A 16,816-nucleotide genomic window follows, 5' to 3' on the forward strand; every position below is an offset into this window, starting at 1 on the left:
CAGTCGCGGCGCGTTACGTGCCCGTATCCGGTGCCCCGCCGGACGCCAGCTCGCCCTCGAGGAATTCGACGCAGGCGCGTACCTTCGCCGAATTGCTCAGCCGCTGCGGATACACGGCCCACACATTGGCCTCTTGCATATACTCGGGCAGGATCTGCACCAGTCGGCCCGTCTCCAGCAACGGCTGCGCATGCCAGCGCGAGCGCAGCACGATGCCGGCGCCGTCCAGCGCCCAGCGCAGCGCGATCTCGCCATGGTTGGTCGACAGCGCGCCCGACACCTTCACCGTCTCTTCGCCGTGTTTGGAGCGCAGCCGCCACACACCGAACGGATGGTCGCGCTCCTTGATCACCAGGCACTGATGCCCCGTCAGATCCTGCGGCGTGCGCGGCGCGCCGTGCTGCGCCAGGTATCCGGGCGCCGCGCACAGGATGCGGTGATTGACCATCAGGCGCCGCGCAATCAGCTGCGGCGCGATCTCGTCGCCGATCCGCACATCCAGATCGAACCCCTCAGCGACCGGATCGACCAGCCGATCGAACACCTCGAAGCGGATCTGCAGCGCCGGATACGCGCGCGCCAACCGGGCGATCGCCGGCGCGACGACATTGCGGCCGAACCCGAAGCTGCTGCACACGCGCAGCTGGCCGCTGGGCGCGCGGCGCCGCTCGGACGCTTCATCGATCAGGTCGTCCAGGCTGTCGAGAATCGCCTGCGCGCGCGCATACGCCCCTTCGCCATCCTCGGTGATCACGATGCGGCGCGTGGTGCGCTGGAACAGCCGCACGCCCAGCGCCTCTTCGAGCACCCCGATGCGCTTGCTGACATACGCCGCCGACATCCCCAGCGCCTGCGCGGCGCCAGAGAACGAGCCCTGGCGTGCCACCGTCACGAACACCCGCAGGTCGGCATTCTCCAAAAGACTATTCACGCTGCGTGTTCCTTAACACCACGGAAAGCAACATTATAAACACAGCGTTTTGCATTATCCTTGCTGTATTCAGACTAACCAGGAGGAGACACCCATGAAGACCCACAAGATCGCCGTCATCGCCGGTGACGGCATCGGCAAGGAAGTCATGCCGGAAGGCCTGCGCGCACTCGACGCCACCGCGAAGCGCTTCGGCATCGACCTCGAATTCACCACCTTCGAATGGGCCGACTGCGACTACTACGTCAAGCACGGCAAGATGATGCCCGACGACTGGCGCCAGCAACTGGCAGGCTTCGAAGCCATTTTCTTCGGCGCGGTCGGCATGCCCGACATCGTGCCCGACCATATATCGCTGTGGGGTTCCCTGCTCAAGTTCCGGCGCGAGTTCGACCAGTACGTCAATCTACGCCCGGTGCGCCTGATGCCCGGCGTGCCCTGCCCCCTCGCCAACAAGAAGCCGGGCGACATCGATTTCTATGTCGTGCGCGAAAACACCGAAGGCGAATATTCGTCCGTCGGCGGCAAGATGTTCGAAGGGACCGACCGCGAATTCGTGCTGCAGGAATCGGTCTTCACGCGCCACGGTACCGATCGCATCCTCAAGTACGCGTTCGACCTGGCGCAGAGCCGCCCGAAAAAGCACCTGACTGCGGCCACAAAATCGAACGGCATCTCGATCTCGATGCCCTACTGGGACGAGCGCGTGGCCGCCATGGGCGACCAGTACGCCGACGTCAAGTGGGACAAGTACCACATCGACATCCTGTGCGCGCGCTTCGTGATCTCGCCGGAACGCTTCGACGTGGTGGTGGCCTCGAACCTGTTCGGCGACATCCTGTCTGACCTCGGTCCGGCCTGCACCGGCACGATCGGCATCGCGCCATCGGCCAACCTGAACCCCGACCGCACCTTCCCGTCGCTGTTCGAACCGGTGCATGGCTCGGCCCCGGACATCTACGGCAAGAACATCGCCAACCCGATCGCGATGATCTGGTCGGGCGCCATGATGCTCGAGTTCCTGGGCCAGGGCGATGCCAACTACACCGCCGCGCATGACGCCATGCTGGGCGCCATCGAACGCTGCCTGGTCGAGGGCCCGCGCACACCCGATATGGGTGGCACGGCCAACACCACCGAAGTGGGCGAGGCAGTCACGCGCTATCTGGCGATGTAAAACCGCAGCCGCGTTTTCCGGCACCGCCTGGCGAGTGCTATTGTGTGGGTCCAATCAGTGCAATCGAACGAGGACACCATGCAGCAGCACGAATCACCCGAACTGGAATACGTCGGCTTCTGGGCGCGCGTTGGCGCGTCCCTCATCGACACCGTTCTGCTCCTGATCATCATCATGCCGCTGCTGGCCATCATCTACGGCAGCGCCTACTGGAGCAGCACCGACCTGATCCTGGGCCCGGCGCACGCATTCTTCAACTACGTGTTCCCGGCCATCGTCGTCGTCGCCTTGTGGATCAAGATCTCGACCACGCCGGGCAAGCGGGCCGTGGGCGCCGTCATTGTCGATGCGCGCACGGGCCAACGGCCGAGCACGGGCCAGTTTGTGATCCGCTACGTCGGCTACTACGTGTCCACCATCCCGCTCGGGCTGGGCTTCTTCTGGGTCGGCTGGGATCCGCGCAAGCAAGGCTGGCACGACAAGATGGCCGGCACCGTCGTCGTGCGGCGCAAGGGCGGCACGACGCAACCGGTGCAGTTCGACGGATCGAATCGCGCCTGATCCTGGGGCCTGCTCACTCGGTCAGGCGCCGCATCTGCGCAATCAGATCGGCCTTGCCCTCAAAGCCAATCCCCGGCAGATCCGGCATCGTGATGTGGCCATTCTCGACCTTCACGCCATCCGGGAATCCGCCGTAAGGCTGGAACAGGTCGGGGTACGATTCGTTCCCGCCCAGCCCCAGGCCGGCGGCGATATTGAGTGACATCTGGTGCCCGCCATGCGGGATGCAGCGCTTGGCCGACCAGCCGTGTTCCTTCAACATATCGAGCGTGCGCAGATACTCCACCAGGCCGTAACTGAGCGCGCAGTCGAACTGCAGCCAGTCGCGATCGGCGCGCATGCCGCCATGGCGGATCAGGTTGCGCGCATCCTGCATCGAGAACAGGTTTTCGCCAGTGGCCATCGGGTTCTTGTAATAGTTACGCAGCGTCGCCTGCAGCTCGTAGTCGAGCGGGTCGCCCGCTTCTTCGTACCAGAACAGGTCGTACTGCGACAGCGCCTTGGCGTAGCGGATCGCGGTGTCCAGGTCGAAGCGCCCGTTGGCGTCGACCGCCAGCTTCTGCCCATCGCCAAGCACACTCAGGATCGAGTCGATCCGGCGCAGGTCTTCGTCGAGCGAGTCGCCGCCAATCTTCTTCTTGACCACCGTGTAGCCGCGATCGAGATAACTGCGCATCTCGTCTTTCAGCTTGCCGTGGTCCTGCCCCGGATAGTAGTAGCCGCCGGCCGCGTACACGAACACGCGGCGCTCCGGCTGGCCATTGCCATAACGATCGGCCAGCAACTGGAACAGCGGCACGCCCGCGATCTTGGCCGTCGCATCCCACACCGCCATGTCGATCGTGCCGATGGCGACCGAGCGCTCGCCGTGCCCGCCCGGCTTCTCGTTGGTGAACATCGCCTGCCAGATCTTGTGCGGATCGAGGTTCGTGCCAGTGTCGTCCTGCAGCGACGCTGGATCGGCCTCGAGGATACGCGGGATGAAGCGCTCGCGCATCAGGGTGCCCTGGCCATAGCGGCCGTTGGAATTGAAGCCGTAGCCGATCACCGGCTTGCCGTCGCGGATCACGTCGGTCACTACGGCGACCACGCTCAGCGTCATCTTGCTGAAATCGATGTAGGCATTGCGGATCGGGGAGCTGATCGGCGCGGTCTGCTCGCGGATGTCGACGATTCTCATGGCGGTGTCTCTTCTGTTCTGTTGGAGAAGTCACCAGATTATTCGCTGTGAACGCGGTTATGATTGAATGTCTTTCATATGATTCTTCACCCAAAGTGAAAAACGACCTCGCCTCCACCCTCGAATTCTTTGTGCTGCTCGCCCGCCATGGCAGCCTGAGCGCTGCCGCACGCGCGCTCGACCTGACCCCGCCGGCCGCCACCAAGCGCCTGGCGCAGCTGGAAGAACGCCTCGGCGTGCGCCTTGTAAATCGCACCACGCGCACCAGCAGCCTGACGCCCGAAGGCGAAACCTATCTGCACTACGCCACCCGCATCCTGGCCGACCTGCAAGAGATGGATGAAGCCGTATCGAGCACGCGCGCCGTACCGCGCGGCCTGCTGCGGGTAAATGCGTCACTTGGCTTTGGCCGTACTGCGATCGCGCCGCTGGTGTCGACCTTCGCGCAGCGCTACCCGCAGGTGGAGGTGCAGCTCGACGTCACCGACCGGCCGGTGGACCTGGTGGCGGGCGGGATCGACCTGGCGATCCGCTTTGGCGAGCTGCCCGACCAGCGCCTGGTGGCGCGCCGCATCATGTCGAACCGGCGCTTGCTGTGCGCGTCACCGCGCTACCTCGAACGGCACGGCGCGCCATCGGCGCTGGCCGACCTGGCCAACCACCGCTGCATCGTGCACCGGCAAAACGACGATGCGCACGGCGTCTGGCGCCTCGAGCATGAGGGAAGGAGTGTGTCGGTAAAGGTCGAGGGCGCGCTGTCGAGTAACGATGGTGACATCGTGCTGGGCTGGGCGCTCGATGGCCACGGCATCCTGGTGCGCTCGGAATGGGATCTGGCGAAGTATGTCGAGAGCGGCCGGCTGCGGATCGTGCTGCCCGGGTATGCGCAGCCCGAAGCCGACCTGTTCGTCGTCTATCCAAGCAAGCGCCGGCAATCGGCGCGGGCGCGCGCGTTCATCGATTTTCTGGTGGAGCAGTTCGGGGCGTGACGACTTTACGCAGTCCCCGTTAACGCAAAGACGTCGTTCCCGCGGAGGCGGGAACCCAAGTACCCGGCGCTGCCACTAATGCAGATGCTGGTAGCTACGCATGAAACTTGGGTTCCCGCCTTCGCGCAGTGCTGTCCGGAATATTTATACGCAAAGTATGCACGTCATTCCCGGCCTCGTCGGCCACCTTGGCGGGAATCCAAGTGGAGTTACAGAATGCTCATTCTTTTGCGTGGCCCGAACGTTCATCGAAGGGCGCTTTTTAGGCCGCTAGCCGGCGACACTTAGGTTCCCGCCTGCGCGGGAACGACGTGCGTGGGCTGGCGGAGAAAGCGATCCCCGCCAGCGTTCTTACTTCACACCCGCCGCCGCCAGCGCCGTCATGTTGACGATGCGGCGCACGGTCGCGCTCGGGCTCAGGATGTGTACCGACTTGGCTGCGCCCAGCAGGATCGGGCCCACGGTCACGCCCTTGCCGGCTGCGACCTTGAGCACATTGAACAGGATGTTGGCAGCGTCCAGCGACGGCATCACCAGCAGGTTTGCGCTGCCCGAGTAGCCGGCGTCGATCTGGTACAGGTCACGGATTTCTTCCGACAATGCGGCGTCGCCATGGATCTCGCCCACGACTGCCAGGTCGGGCGCCTGTTCGGCCAGCAGTGCGCGCGCTTCGCGCATGCGCTTGGCCGATGGGCGCTCGGACGAGCCCTGTGACGAGTGCGACAGCAACGCCGCCTTTGGCTCGAGGCCGAAGTGCTGCAGCGTCTCGGCCGCCAGGCGCGTGATCGCGGCCAGCTCTTGCGCGCTCGGTTGCTCGTTGACGTACGTGTCGGTGATGAACAGCGTAAGCTTGTCGAGCACCAGCGCGTTCATCGCGGCCAGCACTTCGGCGCCCGGCGCCACGCCGATTTCGTTGCGCACGTGGTTCAGGTGACTGTCGTAGCTGCCGGTCATGCCGCAAATGAGCGCATCGACCGTGCCAGCCGCCAGCAGGCGCGTACCCTGCAGCGTGGTATCCGGTTCGGCCGCGATCACCGTGTAATGCGTGCCTTCCTGCAGGCGCAGGCCGGCGTCCTTGATGGCGCGCTGCAGCATCGCCGTATCGCCGATCAGCACCGGATGCGCGATGCCTTCGTCGACCACGGCCTGCACCGCGCGCAGCACGCGCGGCTCGCTCGCTTCGGCATACGCCACCTTGCGCAGTTCGGCGCGCGCCTTGTTGAACACTGGCTTCATGAAGAAACCGGTGTGATAGATCATCTGACCGAGCTTGTCGCGGTAGGCGTCCATGTCGGTGATCGGCCGCGTCGCCACGCCCGATGCGGCGGCCGCTTCGGCCACGCGCGGTGCGATCGCGGCCAACAGGCGCGGATCGAACGGTTTCGGGATGATGTATTCAGGACCGAAGGTCAGGTCTTGCCCTTCGTAGGCCAGCGCCACCACGTCGCTCGCTTCGGCTTCAGCCAGTTCGGCGATCGCCGTCACGCAGGCCAGCTTCATTTCGTCGGTGATGCGCGTGGCGCCGCAATCGAGCGCGCCGCGGAAGATGTACGGGAAGCACAGCACGTTGTTGACCTGGTTCGGGTAGTCCGAACGGCCGGTGGCGATGATGACGTCCGGCCGCGCGGCCTTGGCCACTTCAGGGCGGATCTCTGGCTCGGGATTGGCCAGGGCCAGGATGACCGGCTTGGCGGCCATCGTCTTGACCATCTCGCCCGTCAGCACGCCGGCGGTCGAGCAGCCCAGGAACACGTCGGCATCCTTGACGACGTCAGCCAGCACGCGCGCATCGGTCGCCTGCGCGTAGCGCGCCTTGTTCTCTTCCATGTTCGCGTCGCGGCCCTGCCAGATCACGCCGCGCGAGTCGACGACGTAGATGTTCTCTTGCTTCACGCCGAGCAGCACCATCATGTCCAGGCAGGCGATTGCTGCGGCGCCGGCGCCCGAGGCGACCAGCTTGATCCGGCCGATGTCCTTGCCCACGACTTTCATCGCATTGAGCAGCGCGGCGGTCGAGATGATCGCGGTGCCGTGCTGGTCGTCGTGGAAGACCGGGATGTTCATTCGCTCGCGCAGCTTCTTCTCGATGTAGAAGCATTCCGGCGCCTTGATGTCTTCCAGGTTGATGCCGCCGACGGTCGGCTCGAGCATCGCGATGGCGTCGATCAGTTTATCGGGGTCGAGCTCGTCGAGCTCGAGGTCGAACACGTCGACACCGGCGAATTTCTTGAACAGGCAGCCCTTGCCTTCCATGACCGGCTTGGCGGCCAGCGGACCGATATTACCCAGGCCCAGCACCGCAGTGCCGTTGGTGATCACGGCCACCAGGTTGCCGCGCGAGGTGTAGTCGAACGCGGTGGCCGGGTCGGCGGCGATTTCTTCGCAGGCGTACGCCACGCCCGGCGAATACGCCAGCGACAGGTCGCGCTGGTTCGACAGCGGTTTGGTGGCGATCACTTCGATCTTGCCACGCGTCGGGCTGCGGTGGTATTCCAGCGCGTCGATACGCAGCTGGGTGTTCTGGGCTTCGTTCAGATTGCTGTCGGTGCTCATGGTCTTCCTATAGCTTTTGATGATGCGGTGCGGGAGGCGGCGCGGCGAAACACGCGCACGCAACGATCCCCCCAATCTTGGGCAAACATTCTAGCCGAAGCGACACCATCGCGTGCGGGTCTGCTTCAGCACGGTCGTTCGGTTTCGCTGTGCATTCAGCAATTAGATGAAGCGCCTGGCCGCGATGCCCAGCGGCCGTTCTTCGGTCCAGCCGATGTCGACGAAGAAGCGCAATACGTTGGTGTGCAAGCTACAGGCTGCTCAACAATTGCGTGGCGTCCGGTCGCGGGCGCGGCGTCTTGACGGTCGACGCCGTGCCCAGGCCGATGAAGCAGATGGCCCGCTCGTGCGCGGCCAGCCCCAGCAAGGTACGCATGCCGGCGAAGTCCATCGCTGCGCCGCTGGCCAGACCGCTCGCAAAGCCGAGCAACTGGCCCGCGACGAGCATGTTCTGGATCGCGCAGCCGAGCGATACAAGTTTTTCGTGCGTCGGGACGATGGTGCCCGGCTCGTCGCGCAGCACGGCCACCAGCAAACACGGCGCGCGCAGGGCCTTGTCGTGCGCCGTGGCGAGCGCTTCGTCGCCGCAGGCCGGATCGCGCGCCAGCACGGCGGCGGCGAATACCTCACCCAGCAGATGCCGCTTGTGTTGCGGGATCAGGATGAAGCGCCACGGCCGCAGCAGACCATGGTCGGGCGCATGCGCCCCTGCTTCGACGATGCGCAGCAGGGCCGCGTCGTCCGGACCGGGCGCGGCAAGGCGGCGCAGCGTGTAGTTACGCCGCGCCGCCAGGATCGTCAGGAATTCATCGGCGCCAGCCTGGTGGTCGGTTTGCATGGCGCCAGTATAGCCACAGCGCCGCCGGCCTGCCGGAATGGACTAGTACACGTCGCGCCGGTAGCGGCCCGCGTCGAGCAGGCGATCGCGCTCGGCCTCGCCCAGAATGGCCGCCAGCGCCGCATCGACCTCCCCCGCCATGCCCTGCAGGCTGCCGCAGACGTGGATCACCGCGTCGCGCTCGACCCAGACCCGCAGCGTGTCGGCGCGGGCGCGCAGGCGGTCCTGCACATACTCGGGCGCCGCGTCGCGCGAGAACACCAGGTCCAGTTCAGGCAACGCGCCGTCAATGCGCCAGGCGGCGATTTCGCGCGCGCACAGGCTGTCGAACTCGCGCTGGCGCTCGCCGAACAGCAGCCAGTTGCGCCGCTGCCCGGCCAGCACCCGGCTGCGCAAATGACCGCGCAAGCCGGCCAGGCCCGAGCCGTTGCCGATATAGATGCAGGGCCGCTCATCTTGCGGGCCGTGGAATCCGGCATTGGTCGCCAGGCGTGCACGCACCATCCCGCCGATAGCCAGGTGCTTGGTCAGCCAGCCGGAGGCCAGGCCCATCCCCTGCTCGTGGCGCTGCTGGCGCACCAGCAGCGTCAATGCGCCATCCTGCGGGATGCCGGCGATGGAGTAGCGGCGCGGCGCCGAGGTTTTGAGCGCATCCGCGCAGTCTTGTGGCGTGGCGAATGGATGCTCTGCGCCTGGCAGCTCGCTCCAGGCCAGCGCCTCGGACAAAGCCTGCGCCTGGCCCTGCCAGGTGACGGTCACCGCGCCATCCAGGCCGCTGGCCGCGAGCCAGGCATCGACGGTCGCCGGCGCGTGGCGCACGGCGACGTCGAGCAGGTCGCCGGCCTGCCACTCGGTTCCAGCATCCGTCTGCAGCACGATCTCGTACAGCGGCGCGCCGAGGCTGCCGGGATTGAGCAGCGTGCGCTCGACGAGCGGCCAGTCGGTCATCGGCGCGGCGTCGTTGGCGGCAAGCGTCGTGCCTGCGGCGGCGCCCAGCTCACCCAGTGCATGCATCCAGCGGCCAAGCGCCGCGGCGTCGCCCTGGTCGACGTCGATGCGCGGGAACAGCGGCGTGGCGCCGAGCGCGCCCAGGCGCTCGTCGAGGGCAATGCCGTAGCCGCAGTACTGCGCATAATTGCGGTCGCCGAGCGCCAGCACGGCGTAATTGCAGCCGGCCAGCGCCAGCGGCCCGGCATGCAGCTCGCGCGTGAAGCGCCGCGCCGCATCGGGCGCCTCGCCTTCGCCGAAGGTCGCGGCGACGAATAGCGCGTGCTCGTAGCCGGCCAGTTCGGCCGGCTGCAGCGCCGACACCGCGCGCAAGTCGACCGCGCGGCCGCCGGCGCGCAGCGCGGCGGCGCTGTGCAGCGCGATCTGCTCGGCCTGGCCGCCCTGTGTGGCGAACGCCAGCAGGATCGGCGCGCCGCCCCCGGCCACTCCCGGCGCGCCTGCCATCGCCAGCGCCCGTTCGCGCGCCAGCGCGCGTTTCTGGCACCGCCGGCCCAGGTACAGCATCCAGCCGGTGATCGCAAAGCCGAGCAAGGCCAGGCTGGCGAGCATCATGATGATCCGCCCCGGCAGGCCGAAGTAGCTGCCCGTGTGCAGGGGGCGAATCGTGCTCAGGGCACGCTGGCCGAGCGCTTGCCCGCCATAAGTTTCGTCCTTGAGCAGCGCGCCGTCGCTGGCGCGCAGGGACATGCGGTTGCGGGCGCGGTCGTGTGGACCGTCCTGCGAAATCCACGTGAGCTGGTAGGCGCCGCTGCCGCGTTCAGGCAGACGGATCGTGGCGTTGGCCCAGTTCGGGGCGTGTTTCAGGAAGGTGTTCCAGGCCGGATCGAGCGAGGTCGGGCCGCTTGGCGCCGCGGCGCGCTTGCGTTCTCGCGGCTGCATCTGAGGCTGCGTGCGTGCGGCGGCGGCGGCAGGTTTGTTACCGGCCCAGCCCTGCACCGTGTCGCGCACGACATCGAAGCTCCAGTAGATGCCGGTGCCGGCCACGATCAGGTACGCCACCAGCGCCCAGGTCCCGGCAATCGCGTGCAGCGCCCACAGGAACGAGCGGCCACGCAGTTTGGTGTTGAAGGTCAGCCAGGTGCGCCAGTCGCTCAGCTTCTTCGGCCAGCGCAGATACAGGCCGCTGAGCGCCAGGCCGACGAGGCACAGCGCCAGGATGCCGAGCACGATGCGGCCCGGCGCGCGCGGCAGCAGCAGCCAGCGATGGAGTTCCTCGACCCAGGTGAACGCGGCGTCGAAGCGCAGCGCAGGCAGCACGGCGCCACTGTACGGATGGACGCGCACGTCCGGGCCGCGCCTGTCGCCCGGCGGCGGCGCGAAGCGCACCATCGCCGTGCTGCCCGGGTCAGCCTCCAGCACGATGCTCACCACGCGTTCGCCGGGCCGCGCGCGCTGCGCCGCCTGCAGCAGTTGCTCGGGCTGCAGGCGCGGGCGCGCTTCGACGTCGACCGTCATCACGCCGGGATTGAGCACGTCGAGCAATTCGTGCTCGAACGACAGGATGGCGCCAGTCAGGCCGATCACGGCCAGCAGCGTGCCGGCCGTGATCCCGACGAACCAGTGCAGCTGGAACCAGACTTCGCGCAGCGACGGCAAACGCCAGCTGCGCCACGCACGTGCCGGCGCAGCCGGGAGAGCTGGCGGCGCTGCGATGGCCACGGCGCGTTCGACCGCCATGCCCGCGCTCACAGCGCCACCTTCATCGACAGCTTGACCAGGCGCGGCAAGCCCGCGCTCAGGCGCGTGCCGGCGCCGGCCCAGTACCGCTTGTCGGCCGCATTGTCGACATTGAGTTGCCACGTGGTGCGCTTGCCGGCGAACTGGCCGACGTAGCGCGCGCCCAGGCTGAACAAGGTGGTGCCGCCAAGCCAGGCCTGGTTCAGGTCATTGACCGGTCGCCGGCCGGTGTAGTACGCGCCGCCGGTCAGCGCCAGGCCCGGCACCGCAGCGAGATCCCAGGCCAGGAACGTGCTGGCGGTGCGGCGCGCCGCGTTCTCGGGCAGCTTGCCGTTGTACGCCGCATTGATGTTGCGGAAGGTGGGATCGAGCCATTGGGCCGAACCTTGCCACGACAGGCTGCGCAGCACGCGGCCCTGCGCCGACAGTTCCAGGCCGCGGTAGCGCTGCTCGCCATCGGCGGTAAAGACGTTGGCGGTATTGGTGTAGTAGCCTGGCCGCTCGATGTCGAACAGCGCCGCCTGCGTGAGCAGCCCGCCGGCCGTGCGCCAGCGCGCCCCGACTTCGCGCTGCGTGCTCACGCCCGGCGCCATGCGCGTGCCTTCGTTCGCGCTGCCGGCGGGTGCGGCCTCGCCTTCTTCCAGCCCTTCGGCCGCCGACGCATACACCGAGATATCGTCACGCACGCGGTACACCAGCGCTGCCATCGGCGTCGTCTCGCGCACGTCGTAGTCGTTTGCGCCCTGCGTGCTGCGGTAGTCGACGCGGCGCACGCCGCCGATGAATTGCCAGGCTCCGAGGCTGATGCGATCGACCACGTACAGGCCCTTGTCGCGCGAATCGAGCGCCGCGGTCGTGGGCGCGGCCGGCCGCGCCCCGATCGAGAAATCGGTCACGGGCAGTGGTGCATACAGGTTCTGCGCGGGGATCGTGTAGTTCGACTGGTAGATCGGCGCCTGGCCCTTGTCGGTATCGCTCATGCCGATCGTCAGGTCGTGCATCAAGGGCCCGGTGCGCAGCTGCCCGGCCAGTTCGGCGCGCAGCATGCGCGAATCGACGTCGGCATGCTGCAGATTGCCGGTGATGCGGCCCGCCCCGGTCGCGACGCTCGCCGCGTTATTGAAGCGGAAGATCGGCAGTGCGCGGTCGCGCTTCGTTTCTGCGTGGCCCGCTTCGAGCGTCAGCGCCCAGGCGTCGTTCAGGGCGATGTCGGCGCGCACCTGCGCGTTGCGCGAATGCGTCTCGAACCTGGCCCAGTCGGGGCCGACGAGCCGGCGCGGATCGACTGCGCGCGGCAGCGTGATCACGCCGCCCACGACCGGGGGCAGGTTGATGCCGGCCTGCTCGGTCACGCGGCGCTTGTCGTACTCGAGGTCGGCGCGCAGGCGCACGCGCGCATTCACGCGCCAGTCGAATGCACCGGCGATGAACCCGCGATTGCCATTGCCGACGCCATCGAGGTGCGAGCCGAGCGTGCCGCCGGCTGCGTTGATGCGCACGCCAACCGCGTTGTCAAAGCCGAAGCGGTGCGCGGCGTCGAGCGTGGCCAGCGCCGTCCCGTTGTCGTCGAGATTGACGCCGACGGTGGTCAATGGCGCGCTGCCGGCGCGCTTGGTGACGAAGTTGACCACACCGGCCGGCGACGTGAAGCCGTAATACAGCGCGGTCGCGCCCTTGAGCACCTCGACGCGCTCCTTGTTCTCCATCGACACCTGGCCGAAGTTCATGATCGGCAGCGAGCCGTTGAGCCGGTAATTGGTGCGGTTCTCGACGGCGATACCACGGATGACCAACTGGTCCCAGGTGTCGCCGCCATTTTGCTGGCGCGTGACGCCGGCGGTATTGCGCACTGCGTCATAGAGCCCGGCGGCCGCCTGCAACTCAAGCACCTCGCGCGTGATGACGTTCACGGTCGACGGCACGTCCATGACATCGCTGCCGCGAAAGCTGCCGGCTTCCACCGTATTGGGCATGAATCCCTGCGCGCGAACGGCTGTCACGCGCACCGCCGGCATCGCTGGTTCATCGGGTTCCTGCGCCGCTGCCGTCAAGGGAAACGCCTGGCACAGCGCGATAACGAGAAGCGAGGGACGCAGTGCGGCGGGCAAAGGCATGGTATGCGAAGTTTAATATGAGAAATCCCGGATTCTATATTGAATGAGAATCATTTTCAACAACATGGGGGGGGTTACCGGGTTATTTGCTGCGAGCGCACATCCACTGCCTCGCTTACCTATCTTGTTTTTTGATCGAGGCATCAGAAAACGTTATTTACGTGCGCATTACATTCACTTCTATGATGACTTGCCTGCATCGCTTCGCGCGTTGTTTGTCCGACCCGAAATCACGCCACGCGCGGGGCAGCCTCGAGCACAAAAGCCTATAACAGGAGACAAGCATGCCGAATCATTCCATCATCCGCCGGTCGGTCACTGCCGCCATCGCCATGCTGGCGTCGGGCGCCGTCCTGGCCGCGGACTACCCCGAGAAAGCCATCACCCTGGTCGTCCCCTTCTCGGCCGGCGGCCCCACCGACGTGGTGGCCCGCATCCTCGGGCAGACCATGTCGAAGTCGCTCAAGCAATCGATCATCGTGGAGAACGCCCTTGGGGCCGGCGGCACGCTCGCCGCCGGTCGCATCGCGCGCGCCGCGCCCGATGGCTATACCCTGCTGCTGCACCATAACGGCATGGCCACCAGCACCGCCCTGTACCGCAAGCTCGCCTTCAATCCGATGACCGACTTCGAGTACATCGGCCAGGTGGCCGACGTGCCGATGGTGCTCATGGCGCGCAAGGACCTGCCGGCCAACACGCTGCCAGAGTTGATCGCGCTGATCAAATCGAAGAAGGACGCCATGACGCTGGGCCACGCCGGCCTGGGCGCCGTGTCGCACCAGTGCGGCATGCTGTTCCTGAGCGCGATCGGCGTGCCGCTGACGACCGTTCCGTACAAAGGTACGGCGCCGGCGCTGAGCGATATGCTGGGCGGCCAGATCGACCTGTTGTGCGACCAGACGACGCAGACCACGTCGTACATCAAGACCAACCGCGTGAAGGTGTACGGCGCGACGACGAAGACGCGCATCCCGTCGCTGCCCAATCTCGCGACCCTGGGCGAACAAGGCCTGGCCGGGTTCGAGATGTATGTCTGGCACGGCATGTATGCGCCGAAAGGCACGCCGGCGCCGGTGGTCGCGCGCATCGGCACGGCGCTGCGCGAGGCACTCAATGATCCGAACGTGAAGGCGCGCTTTGCCGAACTGGGCGCCGAGCCGGTGTCGGACGCGAAAGCGACGCCGGAAGGCTTGCGCACGCACCTGAAGGCCGAGATCGACAAGTGGGGGCCGATCTACAAGAAGAATGGGGCGTTTGCGGATTGAGTTAGCCCAAAGACCGTCGTACCCGCCACTGGCGGCTACGACTTCCCGCGGAGGCGGGAACCTAAGTTGCAAGCTTCGCCACTTACGCAAACGTTAGTGGCGAATCTTCGTACTTGGGGTCCCGCCTCCGCGGGAACGACGTTTTGGGCTGGCAGTTTCGTTACACCGCACCGTGCGCGTGCATCCCCGCGATCGCCGCCGCGTCATACCCGAGCTCCGCCAGGATCGCATCGGTATGCTGTCCCAGCGCCGGCACCGCATCCATGCGCGGCATCACATTGTGCGGCAAACCTGGCGGCAGCATGGCCGGCACGCGGCCGTTGGCCGTGTCCACTTCGGTCCAGCGCCCGCGTGCTTTCAGCTGCGGGTGATCCCAGACTGCCTGCATGTCGTTGACCTGGGCGTTGGCGATGTGGGCCAGTTCCAGCCGTTCGCGCACCTCGTGCGCGGTGAGCGTCGAGAAGGCCGTCACGATCACGGCCCCCAGCGCCTCACGCGCTTCGACCCGGCGCGCATTGGCGTTGTAGCGCGCGTCGGTGGCCAGTTCCGGCGCCTGCAGCACGATGGCGCAAAAGGCCGCCCATTCGCGCTCGTTCTGGATGCCCAGCATGACTGACTTGCCGTCGCCGGCCATGAATGGCCCGTACGGGAAGATGGTCGCGTGGGCCGCGCCCGTGCGCGCTGGCGGCGCCGCCCCCTCGTAGGCGTAGTACAGCGGATAACTCATCCACTCGGCCATGCTCTCCAACATCGACACGTCGATGCGGCAGCCCTCGCCCGTGCGGCCCCGCTGCAGCAGCGCGGCCAGGATATTCGTGTACGCGTACATGCCGGCGGCGATATCGGCAATCGAGCAGCCGGCCTTGGACGGTTCGTCGGGCGTGCCGGTAATGGACAGGAAGCCCGATTCGCTCTGGATCAAGAGGTCATACGCCTTGCGGTCGCGGTACGGACCGTCGCTGCCGTAGCCCGAAATGTCGCACACGATCAGGCGCGGATGGCGTTGTTTCAGGACTTCGTACGACAGGCCAAGGCGTTCGGCCGCGCCGGGGGCGAGATTCTGCACCAGCACGTCGGCGCGTTCGAGCAGGCCCGCCAGCACGGCGTCGGCCTGCCCATGCTTGACGTCGAGCGTGAGACTTTCTTTCGAGCGGTTGGTCCAGACGAAGTGCGACGCCAGGCCATTGACGCGTTCATCGTAGCCGCGCGCAAAGTCGCCGCTGCCGGGCCGCTCGACCTTGATGACACGCGCGCCCAGGTCGGCGAGCTGGCGCGTGCAAAATGGCGCCGCGATGGCGTGTTCCAGCGTGACGACGGTGATGCCCTCCAAGGGTCGCATGGGTTGCATGATCGCGTCTCCTCAGAATGAGCGTGGCAACCCGAGCACGTGCTCGGCAACGTACGACAGGATCAGGTTCGTCGAGATCGGCGCCACCTGGTACAGGCGCGTCTCGCGGAACTTGCGCTCGACGTCGTATTCGGATGCGAAACCAAAGCCACCGTGGAACTGCAGGCAGGCGTTGGCTGCTTCCCACGATGCTTCGGCGGCCAGCATCTTGGCCATATTGGCTTCGGCGCCGCACGGCTTGTGCGCATCGAACAGCGCGCACGCTTTAAAGCGCATCAGGTTGGCCGCTTCGACGTTGATGTAGGCACGCGCGATCGGAAACTGCACGCCCTGGTTCTGGCCGATCGGGCGGCCGAACACCACGCGCTCATTGACATACTTGCTGATCTTGTCGATGAACCAGTAGCCGTCGCCGATGCATTCGGCGGCGATCAGCGTGCGCTCGGCGTTCAGGCCGTCGAGGATGTACTTGAAGCCCTTGCCTTCCTGGCCGATCAGGTTTTCGGCCGGGATTTCCAGGTTCTCGAAGAACAGCTCATTGGTCTCGTGGTTGACCATGTTCTGGATCGGCTGCACGACCATGCCCTGCGCGATGGCGTCCTTGATATCGACCAGGAAGATCGACATGCCTTCGGACTTTTTGGTCACCTCGGCCAGCGGCGTCGTGCGCGCCAGCAGGATCATCAGGTCGGAGTGCTGCACGCGCGAGATCCACACCTTCTGGCCGTTGATCACGTAGCGGTCGCCCTTGCGCACTGCCGTGGTCTTGATTTTGGTGGTGTCGGTGCCGGTGGTCGGCTCGGTCACGGCCATCGATTGCAGGCGCAGTTCGCCGCTGGCGATGCGCGGGAGGTAGTGGCGCTTCTGCGCTTCGGAACCGTGGCGCAGCAGCGTGCCCATGTTGTACATCTGGCCGTGGCAGGCGCCGGCATTGCCGCCCGAGCGGTTGATCTCTTCCATGATGACCGACGCTTCGGTCAGGCCCAGGCCCGAGCCGCCGTATTCCTGCGGGATCAATGCGGCCAGCCAGCCCGCTTGCGTCAGCGCGGTGACGAATTCTTCGGGGTAGCCGCGTTCGTCGTCGACCTTGCGGAAGTACTCGGCCGGGAATTCGGCGCACAGCGCGCGCAGCGCATCGCGGATATCTTCAAAATCGTTTTCTGCGTTCATGT

12 protein-coding genes are annotated in these 16,816 nt (G+C 66.2%); 4 read left to right on the plus strand and 8 right to left on the minus strand.

The genetic code is table 11. The features are described 5' to 3' along the window. Positions 1-13 precede the first annotated feature (13 nt). Entirely contained in the window at positions 14-931 is a 918-nt protein-coding gene (locus tag AB2N08_RS04300) for a LysR substrate-binding domain-containing protein (RefSeq protein ID WP_367609372.1), read from the minus strand. 94 nt (positions 932-1,025) lie between these two features. Here AB2N08_RS04300 and AB2N08_RS04305 point away from each other — a divergent pair, with 94 nt between their 5' ends. Both AB2N08_RS04305 and AB2N08_RS04310 read left to right on the plus strand, forming a co-directional pair. Beyond that, positions 1,026-2,108, plus strand: coding sequence for a tartrate dehydrogenase (locus tag AB2N08_RS04305; RefSeq protein ID WP_367609373.1), 1,083 nt, complete (start codon positions 1,026-1,028; stop codon positions 2,106-2,108). Between the two features lie 78 nt (positions 2,109-2,186). Further along, positions 2,187-2,669 carry an RDD family protein gene (locus AB2N08_RS04310; RefSeq protein ID WP_367609374.1) on the plus strand — a complete coding sequence of 161 codons (483 nt, stop codon included), beginning with the start codon at positions 2,187-2,189 and terminating at the stop codon, positions 2,667-2,669. A 13-nt stretch (positions 2,670-2,682) separates the two neighbouring features. Here AB2N08_RS04310 and AB2N08_RS04315 read toward each other — a convergent pair whose 3' ends face one another. After that, positions 2,683-3,849: a mandelate racemase/muconate lactonizing enzyme family protein gene (locus AB2N08_RS04315; protein WP_367609375.1), complete on the minus strand. Its 1,167-nt coding sequence runs from the start codon at positions 3,847-3,849 to the stop codon at positions 2,683-2,685. Between the two features lie 95 nt (positions 3,850-3,944). Here AB2N08_RS04315 and AB2N08_RS04320 point away from each other — a divergent pair, with 95 nt between their 5' ends. Further along, the gene (locus AB2N08_RS04320; RefSeq protein WP_367609376.1) at positions 3,945-4,838 is read left to right on the plus strand and encodes a LysR substrate-binding domain-containing protein; all 894 of its coding nucleotides are present in this window, start codon (positions 3,945-3,947) and stop codon (positions 4,836-4,838) included. 351 nt (positions 4,839-5,189) lie between these two features. Here the strand turns inward: AB2N08_RS04320 and AB2N08_RS04325 are convergent, their stop codons facing one another. The 4 genes from AB2N08_RS04325 to AB2N08_RS04340 all read right to left on the minus strand — a co-directional run bounded on the left by AB2N08_RS04325 (position 5,190) and on the right by AB2N08_RS04340 (position 13,028). Beyond that, on the minus strand, positions 5,190-7,391 hold the full coding sequence (locus AB2N08_RS04325; RefSeq protein WP_367609377.1) for an NADP-dependent malic enzyme: 2,202 nt from the start codon (positions 7,389-7,391) through the stop codon (positions 5,190-5,192). Between the two features lie 250 nt (positions 7,392-7,641). Continuing rightward, positions 7,642-8,229, minus strand: a complete 588-nt coding sequence (locus AB2N08_RS04330) for a nitroreductase family protein (protein ID WP_367609378.1) — start codon at positions 8,227-8,229, stop codon at positions 7,642-7,644. Positions 8,230-8,271: 42 nt separating this feature from the next. After that, positions 8,272-10,914, minus strand: a complete 2,643-nt coding sequence (locus AB2N08_RS04335) for a PepSY domain-containing protein (RefSeq protein WP_367609379.1) — start codon at positions 10,912-10,914, stop codon at positions 8,272-8,274. Between the two features lie 8 nt (positions 10,915-10,922). Beyond that, complete coding sequence (locus AB2N08_RS04340) at positions 10,923-13,028, minus strand: TonB-dependent siderophore receptor (protein ID WP_367609380.1); 2,106 nt, start codon at positions 13,026-13,028, stop codon at positions 10,923-10,925. Positions 13,029-13,312: 284 nt separating this feature from the next. On the opposite strand from AB2N08_RS04340, the gene AB2N08_RS04345 reads away from it, so the two are divergent. Beyond that, the gene (locus AB2N08_RS04345; protein ID WP_367609381.1) at positions 13,313-14,296 is read left to right on the plus strand and encodes a tripartite tricarboxylate transporter substrate-binding protein; all 984 of its coding nucleotides are present in this window, start codon (positions 13,313-13,315) and stop codon (positions 14,294-14,296) included. Between the two features lie 160 nt (positions 14,297-14,456). Here the strand turns inward: AB2N08_RS04345 and AB2N08_RS04350 are convergent, their stop codons facing one another. Beyond that, complete coding sequence (locus AB2N08_RS04350; RefSeq protein WP_367609444.1) at positions 14,457-15,635, minus strand: CaiB/BaiF CoA transferase family protein; 1,179 nt, start codon at positions 15,633-15,635, stop codon at positions 14,457-14,459. Positions 15,636-15,656: 21 nt separating this feature from the next. Continuing rightward, positions 15,657-16,814: an acyl-CoA dehydrogenase family protein gene (locus AB2N08_RS04355; RefSeq protein WP_367609382.1), complete on the minus strand. Its 1,158-nt coding sequence runs from the start codon at positions 16,812-16,814 to the stop codon at positions 15,657-15,659. Positions 16,815-16,816 lie beyond the last annotated feature (2 nt).

This window comes from Massilia aurea (assembly GCF_040790145.1).
Lineage (GTDB): Bacteria > Pseudomonadota > Gammaproteobacteria > Burkholderiales > Burkholderiaceae_D > Telluria > Telluria aurea_C.

What these genes read in the sequence shown, in the direction of transcription:
- AB2N08_RS04305 (WP_367609373.1), top strand. Translation starts at nt 1,026, where the DNA reads ATGAAGACCCACAAGATCGCCGTCATCGCCGGTGACGGCATCGGCAAG.
- AB2N08_RS04310 (WP_367609374.1), top strand. Translation starts at nt 2,187, where the DNA reads ATGCAGCAGCACGAATCACCCGAACTGGAATACGTCGGCTTCTGGGCG.
- AB2N08_RS04315 (WP_367609375.1), bottom strand. Translation starts at nt 3,849, where the DNA reads ATGAGAATCGTCGACATCCGCGAGCAGACCGCGCCGATCAGCTCCCCG.
- AB2N08_RS04325 (WP_367609377.1), bottom strand. Translation starts at nt 7,391, where the DNA reads ATGAGCACCGACAGCAATCTGAACGAAGCCCAGAACACCCAGCTGCGT.
- AB2N08_RS04330 (WP_367609378.1), bottom strand. Translation starts at nt 8,229, where the DNA reads ATGCAAACCGACCACCAGGCTGGCGCCGATGAATTCCTGACGATCCTG.
- AB2N08_RS04335 (WP_367609379.1), bottom strand. Translation starts at nt 10,914, where the DNA reads ATGGCGGTCGAACGCGCCGTGGCCATCGCAGCGCCGCCAGCTCTCCCG.
- AB2N08_RS04340 (WP_367609380.1), bottom strand. Translation starts at nt 13,028, where the DNA reads ATGCCTTTGCCCGCCGCACTGCGTCCCTCGCTTCTCGTTATCGCGCTG.
- AB2N08_RS04345 (WP_367609381.1), top strand. Translation starts at nt 13,313, where the DNA reads ATGCCGAATCATTCCATCATCCGCCGGTCGGTCACTGCCGCCATCGCC.
- AB2N08_RS04350 (WP_367609444.1), bottom strand. Translation starts at nt 15,635, where the DNA reads ATGCGACCCTTGGAGGGCATCACCGTCGTCACGCTGGAACACGCCATC.
- AB2N08_RS04355 (WP_367609382.1), bottom strand. Translation starts at nt 16,814, where the DNA reads ATGAACGCAGAAAACGATTTTGAAGATATCCGCGATGCGCTGCGCGCG.